This is a genomic window from Saccharopolyspora sp. NPDC002578, assembly GCF_053592695.1.
Genome location: NZ_JBSFWJ010000020.1, coordinates 22,656 through 41,802 on the forward strand (window position 1 = coordinate 22,656; position 19,147 = coordinate 41,802).

General features: G+C 70.2%; 20 protein-coding genes and 1 tRNA gene. 12 read left to right on the forward strand and 9 right to left on the reverse strand.

From position 1 onward, the window contains the following. Window positions 1-34: 34 nt before the first annotated feature. The 3 genes from ACWD38_RS12560 to pcaD form a co-directional block, all read right to left on the reverse strand. Window positions 35-664, reverse strand: a complete 630-nt coding sequence (locus ACWD38_RS12560) for a hypothetical protein (RefSeq protein ID WP_450124106.1) — start codon at window positions 662-664, stop codon at window positions 35-37. A 255-nt stretch (window positions 665-919) separates the two neighbouring features. After that, the gene (locus ACWD38_RS12565; protein WP_450124091.1) at window positions 920-1,702 is read right to left on the reverse strand and encodes an IclR family transcriptional regulator; all 783 of its coding nucleotides are present in this window, start codon (window positions 1,700-1,702) and stop codon (window positions 920-922) included. A 161-nt stretch (window positions 1,703-1,863) separates the two neighbouring features. After that, window positions 1,864-2,652: a 3-oxoadipate enol-lactonase gene (gene pcaD / locus ACWD38_RS12570; RefSeq protein WP_450124092.1), complete on the reverse strand. Its 789-nt coding sequence runs from the start codon at window positions 2,650-2,652 to the stop codon at window positions 1,864-1,866. Window positions 2,653-2,815: 163 nt separating this feature from the next. Here pcaD and ACWD38_RS12575 point away from each other — a divergent pair, with 163 nt between their 5' ends. Beyond that, a complete protein-coding gene (locus tag ACWD38_RS12575) occupies window positions 2,816-3,049 on the forward strand; it encodes a hypothetical protein (RefSeq protein ID WP_184483954.1) in 234 nt (77 codons plus the stop codon). Window positions 3,050-3,356: 307 nt separating this feature from the next. Here ACWD38_RS12575 and ACWD38_RS12580 read toward each other — a convergent pair. After that, window positions 3,357-3,439, reverse strand: a tRNA-Leu gene (locus tag ACWD38_RS12580). 221 nt (window positions 3,440-3,660) lie between these two features. On the opposite strand from ACWD38_RS12580, the gene ACWD38_RS12585 reads away from it, so the two are divergent. Genes ACWD38_RS12585 through pknB form a run of 7 tightly spaced genes read left to right on the forward strand, consistent with a single transcriptional unit; the run spans window position 3,661 to window position 13,412 of the window. Next, entirely contained in the window at window positions 3,661-4,962 is a 1,302-nt protein-coding gene (locus ACWD38_RS12585) for a DUF3662 and FHA domain-containing protein (RefSeq protein ID WP_343071735.1), read from the forward strand. A gap of 39 nt (window positions 4,963-5,001) precedes the next feature. Beyond that, the gene (locus tag ACWD38_RS12590) at window positions 5,002-5,466 is read left to right on the forward strand and encodes an FHA domain-containing protein FhaB/FipA (protein ID WP_184483956.1); all 465 of its coding nucleotides are present in this window, start codon (window positions 5,002-5,004) and stop codon (window positions 5,464-5,466) included. After that, a complete protein-coding gene (locus tag ACWD38_RS12595; RefSeq protein WP_184483958.1) occupies window positions 5,463-6,884 on the forward strand; it encodes a PP2C family protein-serine/threonine phosphatase in 1,422 nt (473 codons plus the stop codon). The genes ACWD38_RS12590 and ACWD38_RS12595 overlap by 4 nt, the downstream gene beginning before the upstream one ends. Continuing rightward, window positions 6,884-8,290 carry an FtsW/RodA/SpoVE family cell cycle protein gene (locus tag ACWD38_RS12600; RefSeq protein WP_184483960.1) on the forward strand — a complete coding sequence of 469 codons (1,407 nt, stop codon included), beginning with the start codon at window positions 6,884-6,886 and terminating at the stop codon, window positions 8,288-8,290. Before ACWD38_RS12595 ends, ACWD38_RS12600 begins: the two co-directional genes overlap by 1 nt. After that, a complete protein-coding gene (locus tag ACWD38_RS12605; protein ID WP_184483962.1) occupies window positions 8,287-9,738 on the forward strand; it encodes a peptidoglycan D,D-transpeptidase FtsI family protein in 1,452 nt (483 codons plus the stop codon). Before ACWD38_RS12600 ends, ACWD38_RS12605 begins: the two co-directional genes overlap by 4 nt. A 3-nt stretch (window positions 9,739-9,741) precedes the next feature. Next, entirely contained in the window at window positions 9,742-11,439 is a 1,698-nt protein-coding gene (locus ACWD38_RS12610) for a serine/threonine-protein kinase (protein WP_450124093.1), read from the forward strand. Then, a complete protein-coding gene (pknB, locus tag ACWD38_RS12615) occupies window positions 11,436-13,412 on the forward strand; it encodes a Stk1 family PASTA domain-containing Ser/Thr kinase (protein WP_184483964.1) in 1,977 nt (658 codons plus the stop codon). The genes ACWD38_RS12610 and pknB overlap by 4 nt, the downstream gene beginning before the upstream one ends. A gap of 190 nt (window positions 13,413-13,602) precedes the next feature. On the opposite strand, the gene ACWD38_RS12620 is transcribed toward pknB, so the two are convergent. From ACWD38_RS12620 to ACWD38_RS12630, 3 genes are read right to left on the reverse strand one after another with little or no spacing between them, the layout of a single operon-like run. Next, window positions 13,603-14,247, reverse strand: coding sequence for an aminodeoxychorismate/anthranilate synthase component II (locus ACWD38_RS12620; RefSeq protein WP_184483966.1), 645 nt, complete (start codon window positions 14,245-14,247; stop codon window positions 13,603-13,605). Window positions 14,248-14,270: 23 nt separating this feature from the next. Next, window positions 14,271-14,426, reverse strand: coding sequence for a hypothetical protein (locus ACWD38_RS12625; protein WP_184483968.1), 156 nt, complete (start codon window positions 14,424-14,426; stop codon window positions 14,271-14,273). Beyond that, window positions 14,426-15,232 carry a class E sortase gene (locus ACWD38_RS12630; RefSeq protein ID WP_450124094.1) on the reverse strand — a complete coding sequence of 269 codons (807 nt, stop codon included), beginning with the start codon at window positions 15,230-15,232 and terminating at the stop codon, window positions 14,426-14,428. Before ACWD38_RS12630 ends, ACWD38_RS12625 begins: the two co-directional genes overlap by 1 nt. A 281-nt stretch (window positions 15,233-15,513) precedes the next feature. Between ACWD38_RS12630 and crgA the strand changes: the two genes are divergently transcribed. Together crgA and ACWD38_RS12640 are read left to right on the forward strand one after the other, a co-directional pair. Then, complete coding sequence (gene crgA / locus ACWD38_RS12635; RefSeq protein WP_184483971.1) at window positions 15,514-15,783, forward strand: cell division protein CrgA; 270 nt, start codon at window positions 15,514-15,516, stop codon at window positions 15,781-15,783. A gap of 143 nt (window positions 15,784-15,926) precedes the next feature. Further along, a complete protein-coding gene (locus tag ACWD38_RS12640; protein WP_343071637.1) occupies window positions 15,927-16,361 on the forward strand; it encodes a PH domain-containing protein in 435 nt (144 codons plus the stop codon). Window positions 16,362-16,382: 21 nt separating this feature from the next. On the opposite strand, the gene ACWD38_RS12645 is transcribed toward ACWD38_RS12640, so the two are convergent. Both ACWD38_RS12645 and ACWD38_RS12650 read right to left on the reverse strand, forming a co-directional pair. After that, window positions 16,383-17,291, reverse strand: coding sequence for a rhomboid family intramembrane serine protease (locus ACWD38_RS12645; RefSeq protein ID WP_184483973.1), 909 nt, complete (start codon window positions 17,289-17,291; stop codon window positions 16,383-16,385). 1 nt (window position 17,292) lies between these two features. Next, window positions 17,293-17,856, reverse strand: a complete 564-nt coding sequence (locus ACWD38_RS12650) for a peptidylprolyl isomerase (RefSeq protein ID WP_184483975.1) — start codon at window positions 17,854-17,856, stop codon at window positions 17,293-17,295. Window positions 17,857-17,973: 117 nt separating this feature from the next. On the opposite strand from ACWD38_RS12650, the gene ACWD38_RS12655 reads away from it, so the two are divergent. Continuing rightward, the gene (locus ACWD38_RS12655) at window positions 17,974-18,525 is read left to right on the forward strand and encodes a hypothetical protein (RefSeq protein WP_184483978.1); all 552 of its coding nucleotides are present in this window, start codon (window positions 17,974-17,976) and stop codon (window positions 18,523-18,525) included. Window positions 18,526-18,609: 84 nt separating this feature from the next. Next, window positions 18,610-19,110 carry an SRPBCC family protein gene (locus ACWD38_RS12660; protein WP_184483981.1) on the forward strand — a complete coding sequence of 167 codons (501 nt, stop codon included), beginning with the start codon at window positions 18,610-18,612 and terminating at the stop codon, window positions 19,108-19,110. Window positions 19,111-19,147: the final 37 nt, after the last annotated feature.

Consider the following 19,147-nt stretch of genomic DNA (forward strand, 5'->3'; position numbering starts at 1 on the left):
TCGCCGGGGTCGGTTGCGCGACGGGCTAGCCGGGTCAGCTCCGCGACGGGGCGGGCGCTTCCGCCGCGAGCAACTGCTGGTAGACGACCTCGTTCACCCAGCGGGACACCGCGGTGTGCTCGATCGGCGGCGCGTCCGCGAAGGAACGGCCTTCGAGCTCCACCTGCACGTCGTCCGCCTCCGCGCTGAGCACCGCGACGCCGAACTGCCGCGCCCGGATCAGGCAGGTGGACATGAAGTCCTTCGCGAGCGTGACGCTCTTCGGCACGATGATCGCGGTGCTGGTGAACCGGGCGAACGGCACCGCCGCGGTCAGCGCGGTCCGCCAGTGCCGGGCGGGAGCGAGTATGCCGACGAGGTGCGCGCTCGGCGGCGGCACCCGCCCGTCCATCTCGGGCCACACCCACGTGGAGATCTCAGCGCGGTCCAGCACCGGCTCGCTGCCGAAGCACAGCCGCTCGGCGTGCGCGTCCGGGACGAGCTCCGCCACCGGCACCACGTGCCTGCCGAGCATCTTGACCGGCGGCAGCACGGTTCCCGACCAGCCGAGGGCGTCCGCCGACAGCGCGGTGAGCCTGCCGATGGAGGCCGGTAAATCGAGCGGAGATCGTGCGTGGGTAGAGCTGATCCGGACCTCGTTGTCGACCGTGGCACGTCCCGGCATTCCGGTCACGGCTCCCCGCCTCCCTCGATGCACTGGCTGCAACAAAAAGCGCTCAACGCCCGGCATTCGTTCTTCCCAGGCAGTCCGACTAAAACAGGTCGGGAGCGATTCCTCTGCGCTGACGCGGTGGTCCTGCGACCGGCGGCGGCGAGCGGTCGGTGACCGGTCGGTGAGCGGTTGGACGACTTCAGCCCGGCGGTGCGGCCAATCAGGTGACGCTCAGAAGGGGATGGTTCCGGGGTTCGCGAGCGCGGCTCATCCCGCGTCGGATCGCGCGAGATCGTGCTCGGCCAACCGCCTGCGGATCGCCTCCGCCGCCGGCAGCAACGGCTTGACCAGCTTGGAATGCTCCGCCCGGACGCTGCGGGCGACCAGGCCGAGCGCCGCGACGACCGTTCCGGTGCCGTCCCGCACCGGAACCGCCACGGAACAATTACCGAGCGTCATCTCTTCGGACGTTCGCGCGAACCCCCGGCTGCGCACCGCCTGCAATTCGCGGGCCAGCCTGCCGGGTTCGGTGATCGTGTAGGGCGTGTGCCGGGACAGCCCGCGCTCGCAGTACTCCTGCACGACCTGCGCCGGGGCGTGCGCGAGCAGCACCCGGCCCACTCCGGTCGGATGCAGCGGCAACCGGCCACCCGTTCGGGAAACGATCGGTACCGAACGAGGGACGGTCAGCTTCTCCACGTACACGGCATCCCAGTGATCCCGCACCGCAAGATGCACGTTCTCCCGCGTGTTCTCGCACAGCTCCTGCATGAACGGCAGCGCCGCCTCCCGCAGCGCCGTGTGCACCGGGGCGAGCAGCCCGATCTCCCACAACCGCAGGCCGATCGCGTAGCGCCCGTCGTCGTCGCGGTGCAGCGCTCCCCACGCCTCCAGCTCGCCCACGAGGCGGTGCGCGGTCGCCAGCGGAATCGCGGCGCGGCGCGCGATCGCGGTCAGCGTGAGCCTCGTGTGGTCGACGTCGAACGCGGTGAGCACGCTCAACGCCCGCCCCGTCACCGATCGCCCGGAATCCCGGCTGTTGCCCGCCATCACGACCTCCCGGCCGGCTGCCCCTGCGGCCTACCCGGGACCGCACCGTCCGGGCCCAGCCCAGCACAGTCCCGCTCCCCCGCCAAGGGCCGAGCGCCGGAGCGGCCCCGCGGGCACCGGTCTCCGATCCGCGTCGGGCGGCGCCCGCCGTTCCCCGGCCGCTACCGGGACCACGTCGAACGGTCGGCGAGCAGCAGGGCGTTCACCTCCGCCGCGCGTTCCACGTTGGCGAGGTGCGCTGCGTGGTCGACGACCTCCAGCCGGGCGTTGCCGCCGATGCCGTCAGCGATGGCGGCGCCGTGCTCCGGCGGGGTGGCCGGGTCCTCCGCCCCGGAGATCACCAGCGTCGGCGCGCTGATCGACGACAGCGCCCCGCGCAGGTCCGCGTGCGCGAGGACCTCGCAGCACCAGGCGTAGGCCTCGTCGTCGGTGCCCGCGATCATCGCCGCGTAGCTCGCGACCTCCTCCGCGTGGCGCTCCCGGAAGTACGGGGTGAACCAGCGCTCGACGGTCGGCGCCACCAGTTCGTTCGTGCCGTTCTCCCGGGCCGCCCGCGCCCGGTCGAGCTCCGCGTCCCGCCGGTCCAGCCAGGCCGAGGTGCCGCACACGGTCAGCGCGTCGATCCGCTCCGGGGCGTGCGCGCCGAGCCACAACCCGATCACGCCGCCCAGCGAGGCTCCCGCGAACGAGACCGACGACACCTCCAGGTGGTCCAGCAGCGCCAGCACGTCGCCCGCCAGGTCCTGCACCGAGTACGGCCCCGGCAGCACCGGCGACCCGCCGTGGCCGCGCTGGTCGTAGCGCACGACCAGGTAGTGCTCGGTGAGCGCCGCCAGCTGCGGCCGCCACATCTCGGCCGTGCCGCCGAGCGCGTTCGACAGCACGAGCACCGGCGCGTCCCGGTCACCGTCCACCAGCCGGTTCAGGCCCAGTTCCTCCCAGGTGGTCACGAGGCCCCTCCTTCCGCCGCCGCGGGGCTCGGGGTTCCCCGCTCCGGGCGGATCCACGCCGCCGATCACTATCCGAGACGGGCCGGTTCACTCCACCGATACCTATTGATCCTTCAACGTCCCGATTAGCGTGGCCCGCACCGCGAGCGGCAGGGGAGGCACGATGCGGGAAACGGTGTATTGGCTGGTAGGACCAGGTGCGAAGGTCCGGCACGCGGTGGAGTTCGCCCCCGGCACCTTCCCCGGCGGGCAGCTGCTGCCGACCGTCTGCCACCGCTGGATCAAGGTGCCGTTCGCCGGCCGCGGCGCGGCCATCGACGCGATCACCGACCGCTGCCACGACTGCACCGACTCGGTCCGCCCCCACCAGCCCTGCGAAGTCACCTGGAACGCGTGACGCGGACGGCGACCTGTCAGCAACGCCACACCACTCCGGCTCGGTCACCGACCTGCGGTGCAGGAGGCCCCGGTGCGGGCTTTCGTCCCAGTCGACGCCGCCGATCGGCCCAGCTCGACGATCGGCCGTCTCCCGGGCCGCGGCGCGCCACGCCCGGCCGCGCGAACTTCGCTCTCCGCGAACCATGACGAGCCCCACCGCGAAGATCGGACATTCGCCGCGAACCGGCGTTCCACCGCCCGAGCGAGCGGCGATGCCCCGGACATGACGAAGGGCCCCACCGGATTCCGGTGGGGCCCTTCGGGAGTGGGCGAGGAGGGAGTTGAACCCTCACGTCCTTACGGACACACGGACCTGAACCGTGCGCGTCTGCCATTCCGCCACTCGCCCGTGGCTGATCAAAGCGTATCTTGCCCTGCTCCGACCGTCTGCACCGGGGGTCCGTTCCACCTGGCTGGTGTTCCGCGCCCCGTCGTGCTGGCTGGGAAAGATTAGCACCCGCCGACAGGCCTCCCGCGGCGGGGGTGGCACGAGTTGGGAACTGGTCGGTGTCCCGCCCCGTCGGCCCAGATACGATGGGCGTCGGAGTCGTACGCGTGGAGGGGATCGTCGTGGGCCTCGTGCAGCGCTTCGAGCGCAAGCTCGAAGGCATGGTCGGCAATGGCTTCGCGCGTGTGTTCGGCGGGAAGGTGGTTCCGCAAGAGGTCGCGCAGGACTTGCAGCGTGAGGCTGAAGTCCAGCTGCGCGAGCTCGCGGGGGGCCGGCTACTGGCGTGCAACCACTACGTTGTGCTCCTGAGCCCGTCCGATCACGAGCGGCTCACAGGTGATGAGGCCCGGGTGACCGACCTCCTCACCGACTGCGTTCAGGAGCACCTCACCGAGCAGGGGTGGGACACATATGGTGACGTCGTAGTCTCCCTGGAGCGCTCTGAGACGCTGCACACGGGACAGTTTCGTATCAAGTCGTCCGTCGACCCCGACATCAACCGACGGACGGCAACACCTCGTACCGCAGGAGACCGACCCATGAGCCAGCCACCGGGCCACTATCCCCAGGGAGATCCGTACGGCCAGCAGCAAGGGCAGTACGGCTACGACCAGGGCTACGGCCAAGGCCAGTACGGGCAGGACCCCAACTACGGCTACGGCCAGCAGCCCGGTTACGACCAGGGTTACGGCCAGCAGCAGCCGGGCTACGGCCAGCAGCCGCCGCAGCCGGGCTACGACCAGGGCTACGGCCAGCAGCCGGGTTACGGCCAGCAGCCCGGTTACGACCAGGGTTACGGCCAGCCGCCGCAGCCCGGTTACGACCAGGGCTACGGCCAGCCGCCGCAGCCGGGTTACGGCCAGCCGCAGCAGCCCGGTGGGGGCTACCCGCCGAGCACGCCCGGCGGCTTCCCGCAGCAGCCCGGCTACGACCAGGGCTACGGCCAGCCGCAGGGTTACGACCCCGGTTACGGCCAGCAGCCCGGTTACGACCAGGGCCAGGGCTATGGCCAGCAGCAGCCCGGTTTCGACCAGGGCTATGCTCAGCCGCCGCAGCCGGGATTCGATCAGGGCTTCGGTCAGCCCGGCGGGGCCTACCCGCCGAGCGCTCCGGGCGGATATCCGGACGCACGCCAGCAGACGGCGATGCTCCAGCTCGACGACGGGTCCAACCGGTCGTACACGCTGCAGCACGGTTCGAACGTGATCGGTCGCGGTCAGGAAGGCCAGTTCCGGCTTCCCGACACCGGTGTGTCCCGCAAGCACATCGAGATCACCTGGGACGGCATGTCGGCGATGCTGGCGGATCTCGGTTCGACGAACGGCACCACGGTCAACGGCACTCCGGTGCAGACTTGGCAGCTGGCGGATGGCGACGTGATCCGTGTCGGCCATTCGTCGTTGGTGTTCCGCAGCCAGGGCTGAGCCCCGGCTCACAAGACGGAGTAGGAGCGTTCACAACAAGTGCCAGAGCTGGTGATTCAGCTGACCAGAGCAGGGTTCCTCGCCCTGCTCTGGTTGTTCGTGCTGGCCGCGCTTCGCGTGGTTCGTTCCGATCTGTATTCCGCCTCCGGCATGCGGGTGTCGATGCCGGGGGCGGGTAAGACGTCGAGCAAGCAGGCCCGCGGCAAGAGCAAGGCGCCACGCCAGATGGTCGTGACGCACGGTCCCCTCGCGGGCACCCGCATTTCGCTCGAAGGTCGGCCGATCATGATCGGCCGAGCCGACGACTCCACGTTGGTGCTGGACGACGACTTCGCGTCGACCCGGCACGCACGGTTGTCGCTCCGCGGCACCGACTGGTACGTGGAGGATCTAGGCTCCACTAACGGCACATACCTCGATCGGGCGAAGGTCACGGGAGCCACCAAGGTCCCGCTCGGCGTTCCGATCAAAATCGGCAAGACGGTGATCGAGCTGCGCTCATGACCCTCGTCCTTCACTACGCTGCCCGCAGCGACCGCGGCCTGGTGCGCTCGAACAACCAGGACTCGGTCTACGCCGGCCCACGACTTCTCGCCCTCGCGGACGGCATGGGAGGCCATGCCGCCGGTGAGGTCGCCAGCAAGGTCGTCATCGCGGCGCTGGCGCCGCTCGACGACGACGAACCCGGTGACGACCTGCTCGGGCACCTGCGTCAAGCAGTGCTGTCCGGAAACGGTGCGATCTCCGAGCTCGTATCCCAGGACCCCGACCTCGACGGTATGGGGACGACGCTGACCGCGGTCTTGTTCGCGGGCAGCAAGCTGGGGCTGGTGCACATCGGTGACTCGCGCGCCTACATGGTCCGCGACGGCGAGCTTTCCCAGATAACCCACGACGACACCTTCGTCCAATCGCTGATCGACGAAGGTCGGATCACCGAGGAGGAGGCCGCCAACCATCCGCAGCGCTCACTGCTGCTGAAGGCGTTGACCGGCCATGAGGTCGAGCCCAGCCTCGCGGTGCGCGAGGCGCGGGCGGGCGACCGCTACCTGCTCTGCTCCGACGGCCTGACGGGCCCGGTCAGCGAGGAGACGATGGCCGACGCGCTGCGGATCCCCGATCCGCAGGCCTGCGCCGACCGCATGATCGAGATGGCGTTGCGCGGCGGTGGGCCGGACAACGTCACCGTGATCATCGCGGACGTCGTGGACGTCGAATTCGGCGAGGACGCTCCGATCGTCGGGGGCGCCGCGGGAAACGGAGAGGAGGACCCGCAGCCCGACTCTTCGGCGGCCCGCGCGAGCGCGGCCACCATGCCGAAGCCTCAACAGCAGCGGTACGACACAGCCCCCCCTCCTGACCGGGGCACGCACCGGCGAGGCTGGCTGCGTGCACTCTTCGTCCTAGCCGGTGTGCTCATCGTGCTCGTGGGAGCGGGCTTGGTGGGCCGCTGGTGGCTGCTCCAGCAGTACTACATCGGGGTCAACGACGCCGATGACGTCGTGATCTTCCAAGGCCTCCAGGGCAGCGTCGTCGGTGTGTCGCTGCGCTGGCAGGTCGAGGACTCCTGCCCGCAGGGATCCGCACCGGACTGCCAGCCGATCGGCATCAACGATCTGCAGGAGGCCCGGCGGACCGACGTGCGCAGCGGGATCACCGACGTCAACGGGCTGGACTCCGCGCGCGACGCGATGCGGCGGCTGCGGATGACCGCGCTGCTGCCGCAGTGCGAAGAGCCGGAGCCGACCCCGCCGGCGAACACTCCCCCGCACGACCAGAACCCGCCGGCGAACACGCCGCCGCCGGGGCAGACCTCGGTTCCGGGTGAACCGCCCGCACCGGGCGCTCCCCCGTCGCCGACCGACACTCCGCTCGCGTCGGCGGAGCAGACACCCGGTGTCACTTGCCGGACGGTGAGCTGATGTCGCTGCCGGGTACCTCCGAAGGCACCGGTTCGAGCGCCGTTTCGCAGGTGAACACGCGCCGCGGAACCGAACTGGTGCTGCTGGTGATCTCCGCCGTGATCGTGACCTTCGCGATCATGCTGGTGGAGATCAGCCAGGAGAACACGATCACGCGCCAGCTGTTCTACTACGGCGCCGCCTACCTGGCGCTGTTCGGCGCGGCGCACTTCGCGGTGCGCAAGTGGGCTCCGTACGCCGACCCGTTGATCTTGCCCCTGGTGGCGCTGCTCAACGGGCTCGGACTGGTGATGATCCACCGGATCGACATCGCCAAGGACACCGAGTACGCGGTGCGGCAGATCGCCTGGCTGGCGCTGAGCCTGGTGCTGTTCGCGCTGGTCCTGGCGTTCATCAAGGACCACCGCACGCTGGCGAAGTACAGCTTCACCTGCGGGTTCGTCGGGCTGGTGCTGCTGGCGCTGCCGGGCCTGCTGCCGAGTGCGATCTCCGAGGTCAACGGCGCGAAGCTGTGGATCAAGTTCGGGCCGCTGGGGCAGGTCCAGCCCAGCGAGTTCGCCAAGATCCTGCTGATGATCTTCTTCGCGTCGTTCCTGGTGTCCAAGCGCGAGCTGTTCACCACCGCGGGCCGCAAGTTCCTCAACGTGGAGCTGCCGCGACCGCGGGACCTGATGCCGATGCTGGTGGCCTGGGTCGCCGCGATCGGCATCGGCGTGCTGGAGAAGGACCTGGGCACGTCGCTGCTGTTCTTCGGCATCGTGCTGGTGATGCTCTACATCGCCACCGAGCGCGCGATCTGGGTGGTGCTCGGGCTGTCCCTGTTCGCGCTGGGCGCCTTCCTGGCGTTCCAGACCGTGACCCGCGTGCAGTCGCGGGTGAACGTGTGGCTGGACCCGCTGCACCACGAGGACGGCTACCAGCTCAAGCAGGCGCTGTACGGGCTGGGCAGCGGCGGGATCGGCGGATCCGGCCTGGGCAACGGCAGTCCCGAGACGGTGCCGTTCTCCAACAGCGACTTCATCATCACTTCGATGGGTGAAGAGCTCGGGCTGATCGGCCTGATCGCGATCTTCATGATGTACCTGCTGCTGATGATGCGCGGCCTGCGCAGCGCGCTCGCGGTGCGGGACTCCTTCGGCAAGCTGTTCGGCGGCGGGCTCTCGTTCACCATCGCGCTGCAGCTGTTCGTGGTCGCGGGCGGTGTCACCGGCCTGATCCCGCTGACGGGTCTGACCGCGCCGTTCCTCGCCTACGGCGGTTCGTCGCTGCTGGCCAACTACATCCTGATCGCGATGCTGCTGCGCATCTCCGACGCGGCCCGCAGGCCGCAGACGCCGGCGAAGCCGAAACCGCAGCAGGCCCCGATCGCCGAAGCACACACCGAATTGGTGGAACGTCCCCGATGAACAAGCCGCTACGACGAGTCGCCCTGGCCATGATGGCCATGGTGCTGTTGCTGATGGCCAACGTGACCTACGTGCAGGTCATCCAGGCGGATGACCTGCGCAACGGTCCCGGCAACGGCCGCACGCAGCGCGCCGAGTACGCCAAGCAGCGCGGTCAGATCATCGCGGGCGGGCAGTCGCTGGCGAACTCGGTGGAGACCGGCGACGAGCTGAAGTTCCAGCGGACCTATCCGAACGGGCCGCTGTACGCCCCCGTCACCGGGTTCGACTCGCCGACCTACGGCGCCAACGGCATCGAGCGGGCGATGGACACCATCCTCAACGGCTCCGACGACAGCCTCGCCTTCAACCGGCTCTCGGACATGATCACCGGCCGGGCACCGGCGGGCGGCGACGTGGAGCTGACGATCAACCCGGCCATGCAGAAGGTCGCCTACGACGAGCTGACCGCGAAGGGCTTCCAGGGGTCCGTGGTCGCCCTGAATCCGAAGACCGGCGAGATCCTGAGCATGGTCAACTCGCCGTCGTACGACCCGAACCCGCTGGCCTCGCACGACAACAACGCCGCCGCCGAGAGCTGGCAGCAGATGGAGAACGCCGAGGGGTCGCCGATGAGCAACCGCTCGGTCTCCGAGATCTACCCGCCCGGCTCGACCTTCAAGCTGATCACCACGGCTGCCGCGCTCGACAGCGGCTACCAGCCGAACAGCCAGGTCACCGACGCGGCCTCGATCACGCTGCCGAACACGAGCACGCCGCTGCCGAACTACGGCGGCAAGACCTGCAAGGGCAGCACCCTCACCGAGGCGCTCGCGCACTCCTGCAACACCGCCTTCGCCGAGATCGCGGGCAAGGTCGGCGCGGACAAGATGCGCGAGACGGCCGCGAAGTTCGGCTTCAGCACCGACCTGCAGATCCCGATGACGGTCGCGAAGTCCGACCTCGGCCCGATGTCCGACCAGGCCTCGCTGTACCAGAGCGGCATCGGCCAGCGCGACGTCCGCGTCACCCCGATGCAGAACGCGATGATGGCCGCCGCGATCGCCAACGACGGCAAGCTGATGAAGCCGCAGCTGGTCAAGAGCACGCGGGCCCCCGACATGGAGGTCATCGACGAGCTCAAGCCGGAGGAGATGAGCCAGGCCGTCTCCGCGAACGCGGCCAACCAGATCAGCGAGATGATGTTGAAGTCGGAGCAGAACACCAAGGGCTCCGGCAAGATCTCCGGAATCGACATCGCCTCCAAGACCGGCACCGCCCAGCACGGCGACGCGGCCGACAAGCCGCACGGCTGGTACGTCGCGTTCGCGCCCGCCGAGGACCCGAAGATCGCGGTCGCCGTCATCGTCGAGAACGGCGGCGACGAGGGCGCGGAGGCCACCGGCGGCTCCATCTCGGCCCCCATCGGCCGCGAGGTCATCCGGGCGGGTCTCCAGGGAGGTGGCTGATCCGTGCTGACCTCCGGCCAGTTGCTCGCCGACCGGTACCGGCTGGGTCGGCGCATCGCCGTGGGCGGAATGGGCGAGGTGTGGGAGGCCGTCGACGTCCGGCTGGACCGGACGGTCGCGGTGAAGGTGCTCAAGCCGGAACTGTGCGGTGACGCGGAGTTCCTGCACCGCTTCCGCACCGAGGCCCGCACCACCGCCTCGTTGAACCATCCCGGCATCGCCGCCGTGCACGACTACGGCGAGACCGCCGCCATCCCGGACGGCCCCGAGGACACGGCCTACCTGGTCATGGAACTGGTCGAAGGCGAGCCGCTGGCGGCCGTGCTGGCCCGCGAGGGCCGGATCGCCGTCGAGCACACCCTGGACATGCTGGAGCAGGCGGGCAACGCGCTGCAGGCCGCGCACGAACGCGGCCTGGTGCACCGCGACGTCAAACCCGGCAACATCCTGATCACCCCGACCGGGACGGTGAAGCTCACCGACTTCGGCATCGCCAAGGCGGCGGACGCGGCACCCGTGACCCGCTCCGGCATGGTGATGGGCACCGCGCACTACATCGCGCCGGAACAGGCGCTGGGCAGCGAAGCGAGCCCGTCCAGCGACGTGTACTCGCTGGCAGTGGTGGGTTACGAATGTCTCAAGGGGCATCGTCCGTTCCTGTCCGACAACGCGGTTACCGTCGCGATGATGCACATCCGCGAAGTGGCGCCGCCCCTTCCGCCGGACGTGCCGCCGGGCGCTCGCGCACTGGTCGAGGCGACGCTCGTGAAGGATCCGCGCAGGCGCTACGGGACCGGCGGCGAGTTCGCGAAGGCGGTCGCCGCGGTCCGCGCGGGATTACCGCTCCCGACGCCGGCGACGATGGTGGTCCACCAGCAACCGGCACCGAGGAATGTGGGGGCACCCGCGGGCGGCGTGCCCCCGCTGCATGTCGGGCCGCCGTCCCCGCCGCCGCAGCCCCCGCAGGCGGGGCCGATGGGCAACACCTACCCGCCGGGAGTGATCCCGCCGCAGGGCAGGATGCCGCAGCAGCACCCGCACCAGTCAGGACCGCCCACCTCGGGCATCCCGGTTCCCGCGCCGTACCCGGCCGCCCCCGCGGGCAGGCCCCGGGTCTGGCTGTGGGTCGTGCTCGCGCTGGTGGGCCTGGTGGTGCTCGTGGTGCTCGGGGTCGTCGTGTGGGCCTTGTCGCCCACGCCGGGGCCGGGTGCCACGGGGTCGGTGCTGCTCGGCATCGGCTTCGCGGGGTGGCGGCGGCGCCCGCTGCTCGGCGGACGGCGTCCGGGCGATGCGCCGACGGGAGTACCGGCAGACGCCGCAACCGGTTCTGCGACTATGGGAGTCACTCGCGTGGACCTGTGGCGGTGCGCCGGGAAGCTGACGCTTCTGGATTCTTCGGAACAGATCCGACAGACTGCGCTACGGCGATTCGAACAGGATTGCGCGCGCCACGACGGCGCCGCGTCCCGACGGTCGCAACAGCACCGGCCCACGCACTGCCGGGGCGCTGGTCCCGGTAGCGCGCGGATCGGTGCCGAGACGCGTGCCGTGGCGGCGGGAACCGGGACCGGCGGTTCCGGTGCACCGGAACCGGGAACACACCACGCAGGTCGTCGCCACCGCACGGCGGCGATCGGCAGCACACTGCGGGTCGGCATGATGGGACGATCATTGACGAGGATCGGGACGACGCATCGATGAGCTCACCGCGACTTCTCAACAACCGCTACGAAATCGGGGACACGCTCGGTTATGGCGGTATGTCGGAGGTGCACGGCGGCCGGGACATCCGGCTGGGGCGCGACGTGGCGGTCAAGGTACTGCGTGCCGACCTCGCCCGTGATCCGACGTTCCAGCTGCGGTTCCGCCGCGAGGCGCAGAACGCCGCCGCGCTGAACCACCCGGCGATCGTCGCCGTCTACGACACCGGCGAGACGGACACCGAAGACGACCAGCTCCCGTACATCGTCATGGAGTACGTGGACGGCCGGACGCTGCGCGACATCGTCAAGTCCGAGGGTCCGCTGCCGCCGCGCCGCGCGATGGAGGTCATGGCGGACGCGTCGGCGGCGCTGGACTTCAGCCACCGGCACGGCATCGTGCACCGCGACGTGAAGCCCGCCAACATCATGATCACCCGCTCCGGCGCGGTGAAGGTGATGGACTTCGGCATCGCGCGGGCGCTCGCCGACGGCCAGGCCGCGGTCACCCAGACCGCCGCGGTGATCGGCACCGCCCAGTACCTGTCGCCGGAGCAGGCCCGCGGTGAGTCCGTGGACGCCCGCTCCGACGTGTACGCGGCGGGCTGCGTGCTGTTCGAGCTGCTGACCTCGGAGCCGCCGTTCACCGGTGACTCGCCGGTCGCGGTCGCCTACCAGCACGTGCGGGAGGACCCGCGCAAGCCGTCCGACGTGAACTCGACCGTGCCGGCTTCGCTGGACGCGGTGGTGCTCAAGGCGCTGAGCAAGAACCCGGCGAACCGCTACCAGTCGGCCGCGGAGATGCGCGCCGACCTGGTGCGCGTGCTGTCCGGGCAGCGGCCGAAGGCTCCGATGATCATGTCGGAGGAGGACCGCACCGCGATGATGGCGCCGCCCGCGGCGACCGAGGTGTTCAGCCCGGGCAGGCACCGCTCGCCGGACCGCCACACCGGCACCACCTCCGCCGTGGCGATCGACGACGACGACGGCAGGCGCCGCCGGAGCTGGCTGATCGCGCTGGTCACCCTGGCCTGCGTCGGCGTGTTCATCCTGGTGGCGTGGCTGGCGACCGCCATGTTCGCCGGTCCGGAGCAGCCGCAGAAGACGCCCGTTCCTCAGCTGGAGGGCATGACGACGAGCGCGGCCAGGTCCCAGCTGACCGAGTCGCAATGGCTCTTCGACGTCACCCAGTGCGAATCGACCGCGGAGAAGGTCGGCACGGTCGTCAAGGTGACGCCGCCTCCCGGCACCCAGGTGGTGAAGAAGAACCAGCGGCTCACCGTCTGCGAAGGCGGCGGTCCCGCGTTCGTCCCCGTCCCGGACCTGTACGGCAAGGACAAGAGCGAAGCCTCCACGATGCTGCGCGACCTCGGGCTCGTGCTCGGCCTGGACGACCAGGAGACCGAGGTCGAGGACAGCAACCTGGTCGGCAAGATCGTCGACTGGGACAGCAAGGGCGACAGCGCCGCCCGCGGCACCACGATCAACGTGACCGTCGGCAAGGAGATCGCGAAGTCCCAGGTCCCGGACGTGCGCAGCCTGTCCTACGACCAGGCCAAGAGCAATCTCGAAGCGGCCGGGTTCAAGGTGAAGCGCGAGGAGCGCGACTCGGACCAGGAGGCGAACACCGTCCTGGAGCAGTCCCCGGCGGCGGGCGAGAGCGTCCGGAAGGGCTCCGAGATCACCCTGGTCGTCTCGAACGGCGCGCAGCTCACCATGCCGTCGCTGACCGGCAAGTCGAAGGACGAGGCCGAGAAGGCGCTCAAGCAGATGGGTTGGAACGGCTCCATCCAGGAGCAGGAGACCGAGACCGACGACCTCAGCAAGGACGACAAGGTCATCGGCAGCTCGCCCGCGGAAGGCCAGAAGATCGGCAAGAACCAGACGGTGACCTTGCAGATCGGCAAGTACGACTCGAACCCGAGCACGAGCAACCCGCCCACCTCGGACGGGCTGTTCCCGCCGTTCGGCTGACGGCCGCATCGTCGGAGTGCCCGGAGGCGCTTCGCGGTTCCGGCGCGGTTCGCCCTCGACCCGAGGGGCCCGAACCCGCCGCCGCGAGCCCTCCGGGCATTCTCACGTGCGGGGGTTGCGCACCGCGCGCACTCTGCCTCGCGGTTTCACGTGGAACCGGCGTTCTCCCTGCTCGGCGCAGCGTTGACGATCAAGAACGCTGCGCGGCGGCGGCCAGCGAGCGCATGCCGCGCTCCAGCTCGTCCACCAGCTCCGCGCGGACCGGGTGCCCGGCGGCGGCCATCCAGTTCGCCAGCATCCGGTGCCCGCCGTCGGTGAGCACCGACTCCGGGTGGAACTGCACGCCCTCGATGGGCAGCTCCCGGTGGCGCATGCCCATCACGATGCCGCTACCGGTGTGCGCGGTGACCTCGAAGTCCGCGGGCACGCTCACCGCGCGCACGATCAGCGAGTGGTAGCGGGTGGCCACGAACGGCTGCGGCAACCCGGCGAACACACCCGCCCCGGAGTGCTCGATCAGCGAGGTCTTGCCGTGCAGCAGTTCCGGGGCGCGCTCGACGACACCGCCCCAGGCCGCGCCGATCGCCTGGTGCCCCAGGCACACGCCGAACAGCGGGCGCCGGTCCCGGGCGCAGGTCTCCACGAGCTCCATCGACCGCCCCGCCCGATCCGGCGTGCCGGGCCCCGGGCTGAGCAGGATGCCATCGGCGGCGGCCACGTCCTCGTCGGTGACGGCGTCGTTGCGCCGCACCACGCAGTCCGCGCCCAGCTGGGCGAGGTACTGCACGAGGTTGTAGACGAAGCTGTCGTAGTTGTCGACGACGAGTACGCGCACGCCGCCAGCCTACCGGCGCGGCATCACACCGTGGTGACGTCGTTGAACGGCAACAGAGGTTCCAGCCACGGGAACACCACGAACAGCAGCAACGCCACCACCATCAGCACCAGCACCACCGCTTCGACGATCTTCACCGGTGCGGGTCCCGGGAGGTGCCGCCAGATCCAGCCGTACATCAGGACTCCTCCAGCTCGGGTGGCCGCAGCTCCCGGTGCACCGGGTCCTTCGGGTACTGCTTGACCAGCACGCCGTGCACGATCAGCCGCTGAGCCGCGGAGAACCGCGGGTGGCAGGTGGTGAGCGTGATCAGCCGGGTCTGCTGGTCGGACGGGAGCGCGTCGCGCGGTCGGCCCGGCACCGGGTAGATCACCTCGCCCTGCTCGGGGCGCACGATCTGCTGCCCGGACACGCCCCGGTACGGTCCGCCGATCGGGGCGACTCCCGCGCACCGCGGATCGGCGGCCGGGTCCCAGTCCGCGACCTGCTCGCGCATCGGCAGCACGCGGTAGACGTACCAGTCGGTGCCGGTCTCCACGACCAGCGCATCGCACGCGGCGAGCCGGTCGAGGTCGCCGAACGGGGCGCCCTTGCCGATGCGGTGCCCCGCGATCGCGAGGTTGCCCTGCTCCCCGGGCAACGCGGTGCCCGCGTAGTGGCCGGGGCCCGCGGCGAGGGTCTTCGCGTCGGTGCCCTCCAGCACGGTGTAGCGGAAGTCCGGGCCGAACGCCGGGATGTAAAGCTCGGCGAACCCCTCCCCCTCCGTCGCCGGTGCCGGCGGCGCTTCGGGTGCGCGCTGGTCCCACCGCGCGTGCAGTCGATCACTCGCCTCGGCCTGCCGGTGGGCGCTGAACCAGTCGGTGACGTACACGGCGTAGAAGACGAACAGCAGCAGCACCAGCCCGAGGGTGATCAACACCTCGCCGCCGATCCGAATGCCGCCGCGCAGCCGATCACCTCGACGATCCGGCGGTGGGGCCGCCACTACCTCGGACGTTTCCAACGGTATCCCTCTCATCACGACCTGTGCCGCACCGGCGAAGGGGTGTTCGGTCAGGCGCGCGATTACGTTAACGTGTGAGTGGAGAACGAGACGCGTCGTGATCGGTTCCGCTGGCGTGGCCAGGCCCGCTCCGATACGTCGGCCGGGCCGTCCCGGAGCGGCGGACCGGGGGTCGCCGCCGGTCGGTTCCGGAACCCCCGGCGCGTTCACCGCCGCCGAGCAGGCTCGGACGCTGCCGGCCCGCACCACCTGGCGAGGACATCATGCCGAAGTCAAAGGTCCGCAAGAAGGACTCCTCTTCCACTCCGGTCGCGGATCGCCGCACGCCGGTGAAGGCGAAGTCGGTCGGCCCGTCGCACCCGATCTACGTGGTCGTGATGCTCGGCGTGATGCTGATCGGCTTGCTGTGGCTGGTCGTGAACTACCTGGCGGGCGAGCAGATCCCGTTCATGGCGGAGCTGGGCGCGTGGAACTTCGCGGTCGGTTTCTCGTTCATCATCGTCGGCCTGCTGATGACGATGCGCTGGCGCTGAGCCGTTCCGAATTCCGGAACCCGCGCGCGCGTCGTCCCACTTCAGTGTTCGTGATGTTCACGCGCACGTTGGACCCGGGTCACCGAACAACACGCGTGTAAGTCATCCCCAGTGTGGACAACTCCTGTGGACAACTCCGTTCGGTGCAGGTTCGAGACACCACCGAGGTGGCCGTGAACACCTTCCGCGAGTGGTCGACTCCGCTCGGTCTGATCAGCTGCGGGTGGGCGCTCGCCGCGTGCAGCGCCGTCTGGTGGTGGCTCGCCGAGGCGCCCGCCGACCGGCTGTTCGTCGGCGTGCTCACCGTCGTGCTGGCCGTCGCCTCCGGCTGCGGCAGCGTGCTGCGGCCGCGGCTGCGCGCCGACCCGTCGGGCATCGCGCTGCGCGGGTTCACCGGCACCCGCCACCACCCGTGGTCGCAGGTCCGGTTCGAGGTGCGCTCCCGCCAGCGCCTCGGCCTCACGTCGTCGACGCTGGAGCTGGACACCGAGTCGGGTGAGCTCGTCGTTCTGGGCAAGCTGGACCTGGGCGAGGATCCGCAGGACGTCGCCGAGGCTCTGGAGGAACTGCGGGGCTGAAGCGCCGTGGGCGCTCGGACGTCACTGCGGGATGCACCGCATGGGAGTGCAGATCCACTCCCCCAGCTGCACGTCGCGGACGACCAGCAGCACCAGCAACAGCACCAGCAGCCCGCCGAGCGCACCGGCCTGCACGACCGTCCGCCGCTCCCGCGGCGCGTACACCATGGCCGCCGTCGCCGCGCCGCCCAGCACGAGCCCGCCGAGGTGGCCGAGCAGCGAGATGCCGGGCAGCGACACGCTCAGCACGATGTTCAGCGCGATCACGATGAGGACCGGGCGCAGGCTCACCTTCAGCCGCAGCGCGGCCACGGCGATGCCGCCCATCAGCCCGTACACCGCACCGGAGGCGCCCGCGACGGAGCTGTCGAGCCCGTCGAACAGGAACACCGCGGTGCTTCCGCCCAGCAGGGCGAGCAGGTAGACGGCCGTGAAGCGCAGCCGCCCCAGCACCGTCTCCAGGTCCCGCCCGATGACCCACAGGGCCACCATGTTCAGCAGCAGGTGGATCGGGCCGAAGTGCAGGAATCCCGAGGTGAACAGGCGGATCCACTGCCCGCCCGCCACGCCGACCGGCCACAGCGAGAACTGGTTGAACAGGTCCGAGCTCAGGTAGTTCTGGAAGTGGCCGGACTGGATCGCCGTCACGGCGTAGGCCAGCACGTTGAGCGCGATCAGCACCGGCACCACGATCGGCTTGCCGCCGATCCGGGCGCCCGCGACGGTCACGGCCTCGCGGCCACCGCGGCTGCTCTGCGCCAGGCAGTCCACGCAGTGGTAACCGACGGAGGCTTCGCGCAAGCACTCCGGGCAGGCGGGGCGTTCGCACCGGGTGCAGCGCAGCCCGGTCGGGCGGTCGGGGTGCCTGGCGCAGACCCGCTGCTGCGCGGCTTCCTCCGGACCGGCGGGTTGACCGGGGGGAACGCTCATGTCACTCGCCGAGCTCCACGGAGACCTTCTCGATCACGACGTCGGTCAGCGGACGGTCCTGCGCGCCGGTCGCGGTGTGCGCGATGGCGTCCACGACCTCGCGGGACTCCTGGTCGGCGACCTCGCCGAAGATCGTGTGCTTGTAGTTCAGGTGCGGCGTGCGCGCCACGGTGATGAAGAACTGCGAACCGTTCATGTTCGGCCGGCCGGGGTTGGCCATGCCCAGCACGTAGGGCTTGTCGAACTGCAGCTCCGGGTGGAACTCGTCGACGAACTCGTAGCCGGGGCCGCCGCGGCCGGTGCCGGTCGGGTCGCCGGTCTGGATCATGAAGCCGTCGATGACCCGGTGGAAGATCACGCCGTCGAAGAACGGGCCGGAGCGCTCCCCGCGCGCGTTCGGGTTCGTGTACTCCTTGGTCCCCTCGGCGAGGCCCACGAAGTTGCCGACGGTTTTCGGCGCCTGGTTCGGGAAGAGTTCGACCCGGATGTCGCCCTGCGAGGTGTGCAGGGTCGCGGTCACGGTCTTCCCGACGAGCGATCCGTTGTCTTCAGCCACGCAACCCATCCTGCCATCGGAAAGCGGGAACCACGTGCCTGGGTGCAGTATTGGTGGTGATCGTCGAATGCCGGTTACCGTCGGCACGGCAGGACGACCGGTGAACGCCGGCCAAGGAGGCACACGATGGACGAGGTGGAGGCGATGGCCCGAACTGGTGAGAACGTGGGCAGGGCGGTCGGCACGGGGGTGCGCACCGCGCGCGAAGGTGCCGTCCGAGCGGGCAAGGCGGGTCGCAGCGCGACCAAGCAGTACATCGCCCGCGCGGAGCAGGAGCTCACCGAGCGCGGGCTCGCGCCGGAGCACCTGCCGGAGCTGCTCGCCCAGAAGGCCACCGGGCTCTCCCGCGAGGACCTCGCCGCGCGCAGCCGCAAGGCGCGCAAGCAGTGGGAGAAGACCCGCAAGGACTGGGACAAGAAGACCGCGAAGTCGCGCAAGCGGCTGGCGAAGAACGCGGAGCAGGCCCGCAAGGAGCTCGCGGCCCGGATCGACCCGACTCCGAAGCCGCGGCGCAAGTGGCCGTGGGTGCTGCTGGTGCTGGCCGCGCTCGCCGGGGTGGCAGTGGTCGCGCTGTCGCGCCGCCCGGAGGAGCTGCCGATCGCCGAGGCGGAGGACTTCCCGACGCACGAGGACGGGCTGTCCCGCAACCCCGGTGCGCGTCCCGACGCGGATCGCTGAGCACGAACCGACGCGGCGGCGCCCTCCTGGGTGCCGCCGCGTCGTCGTCTCCGCCGGGTGCCCGGCGCGCGTAATGTCGATCTAGTGACTGATGCGAACGCACCCCAGCTGACTCTGGACCACTCGACCTTCGTCGAGGCCGCCCCGGAGCAGATCTACCCCTTGATCAGCGACATCACCCGGTTCGGCGAGTGGAGCCCGGAGAGCACCGGCGGCGAGTGGCTGACCGGCGCCCCCGGCGAGGTGGGCTCCCGGTTCCGCGGGGACAACAGCAACGGCGACCGCACCTGGTCGAGCGAGTGCGAGGTCGTCGCCGCCGAGCCCGGCAAGCGCTTCGCCTTCGGCGTGCTGACCGGTTCGGAGCGCACCGACAACTCCGTGTGGTCCTTCGAGGTCGAGCCGGAGGGGTCGGGCTCCCGGCTCACCCAGCGCTACGTGCTGCGCGAGCTGACCGGCCCGATCAAGGAGTTCCTCGCCCAGCAGGAGGACGGTGGCGCGCAGTTCATCGCCACCCGCACCGAGGTGCTCCGCGACGCGCTGCGCCAGACCGTCGAAGGCGTCAAGAAGAGCGCCGAGCAGAACTGAGCGGCAGCCGGTGGCGCCGCTCGGAGCGGCGCCACCG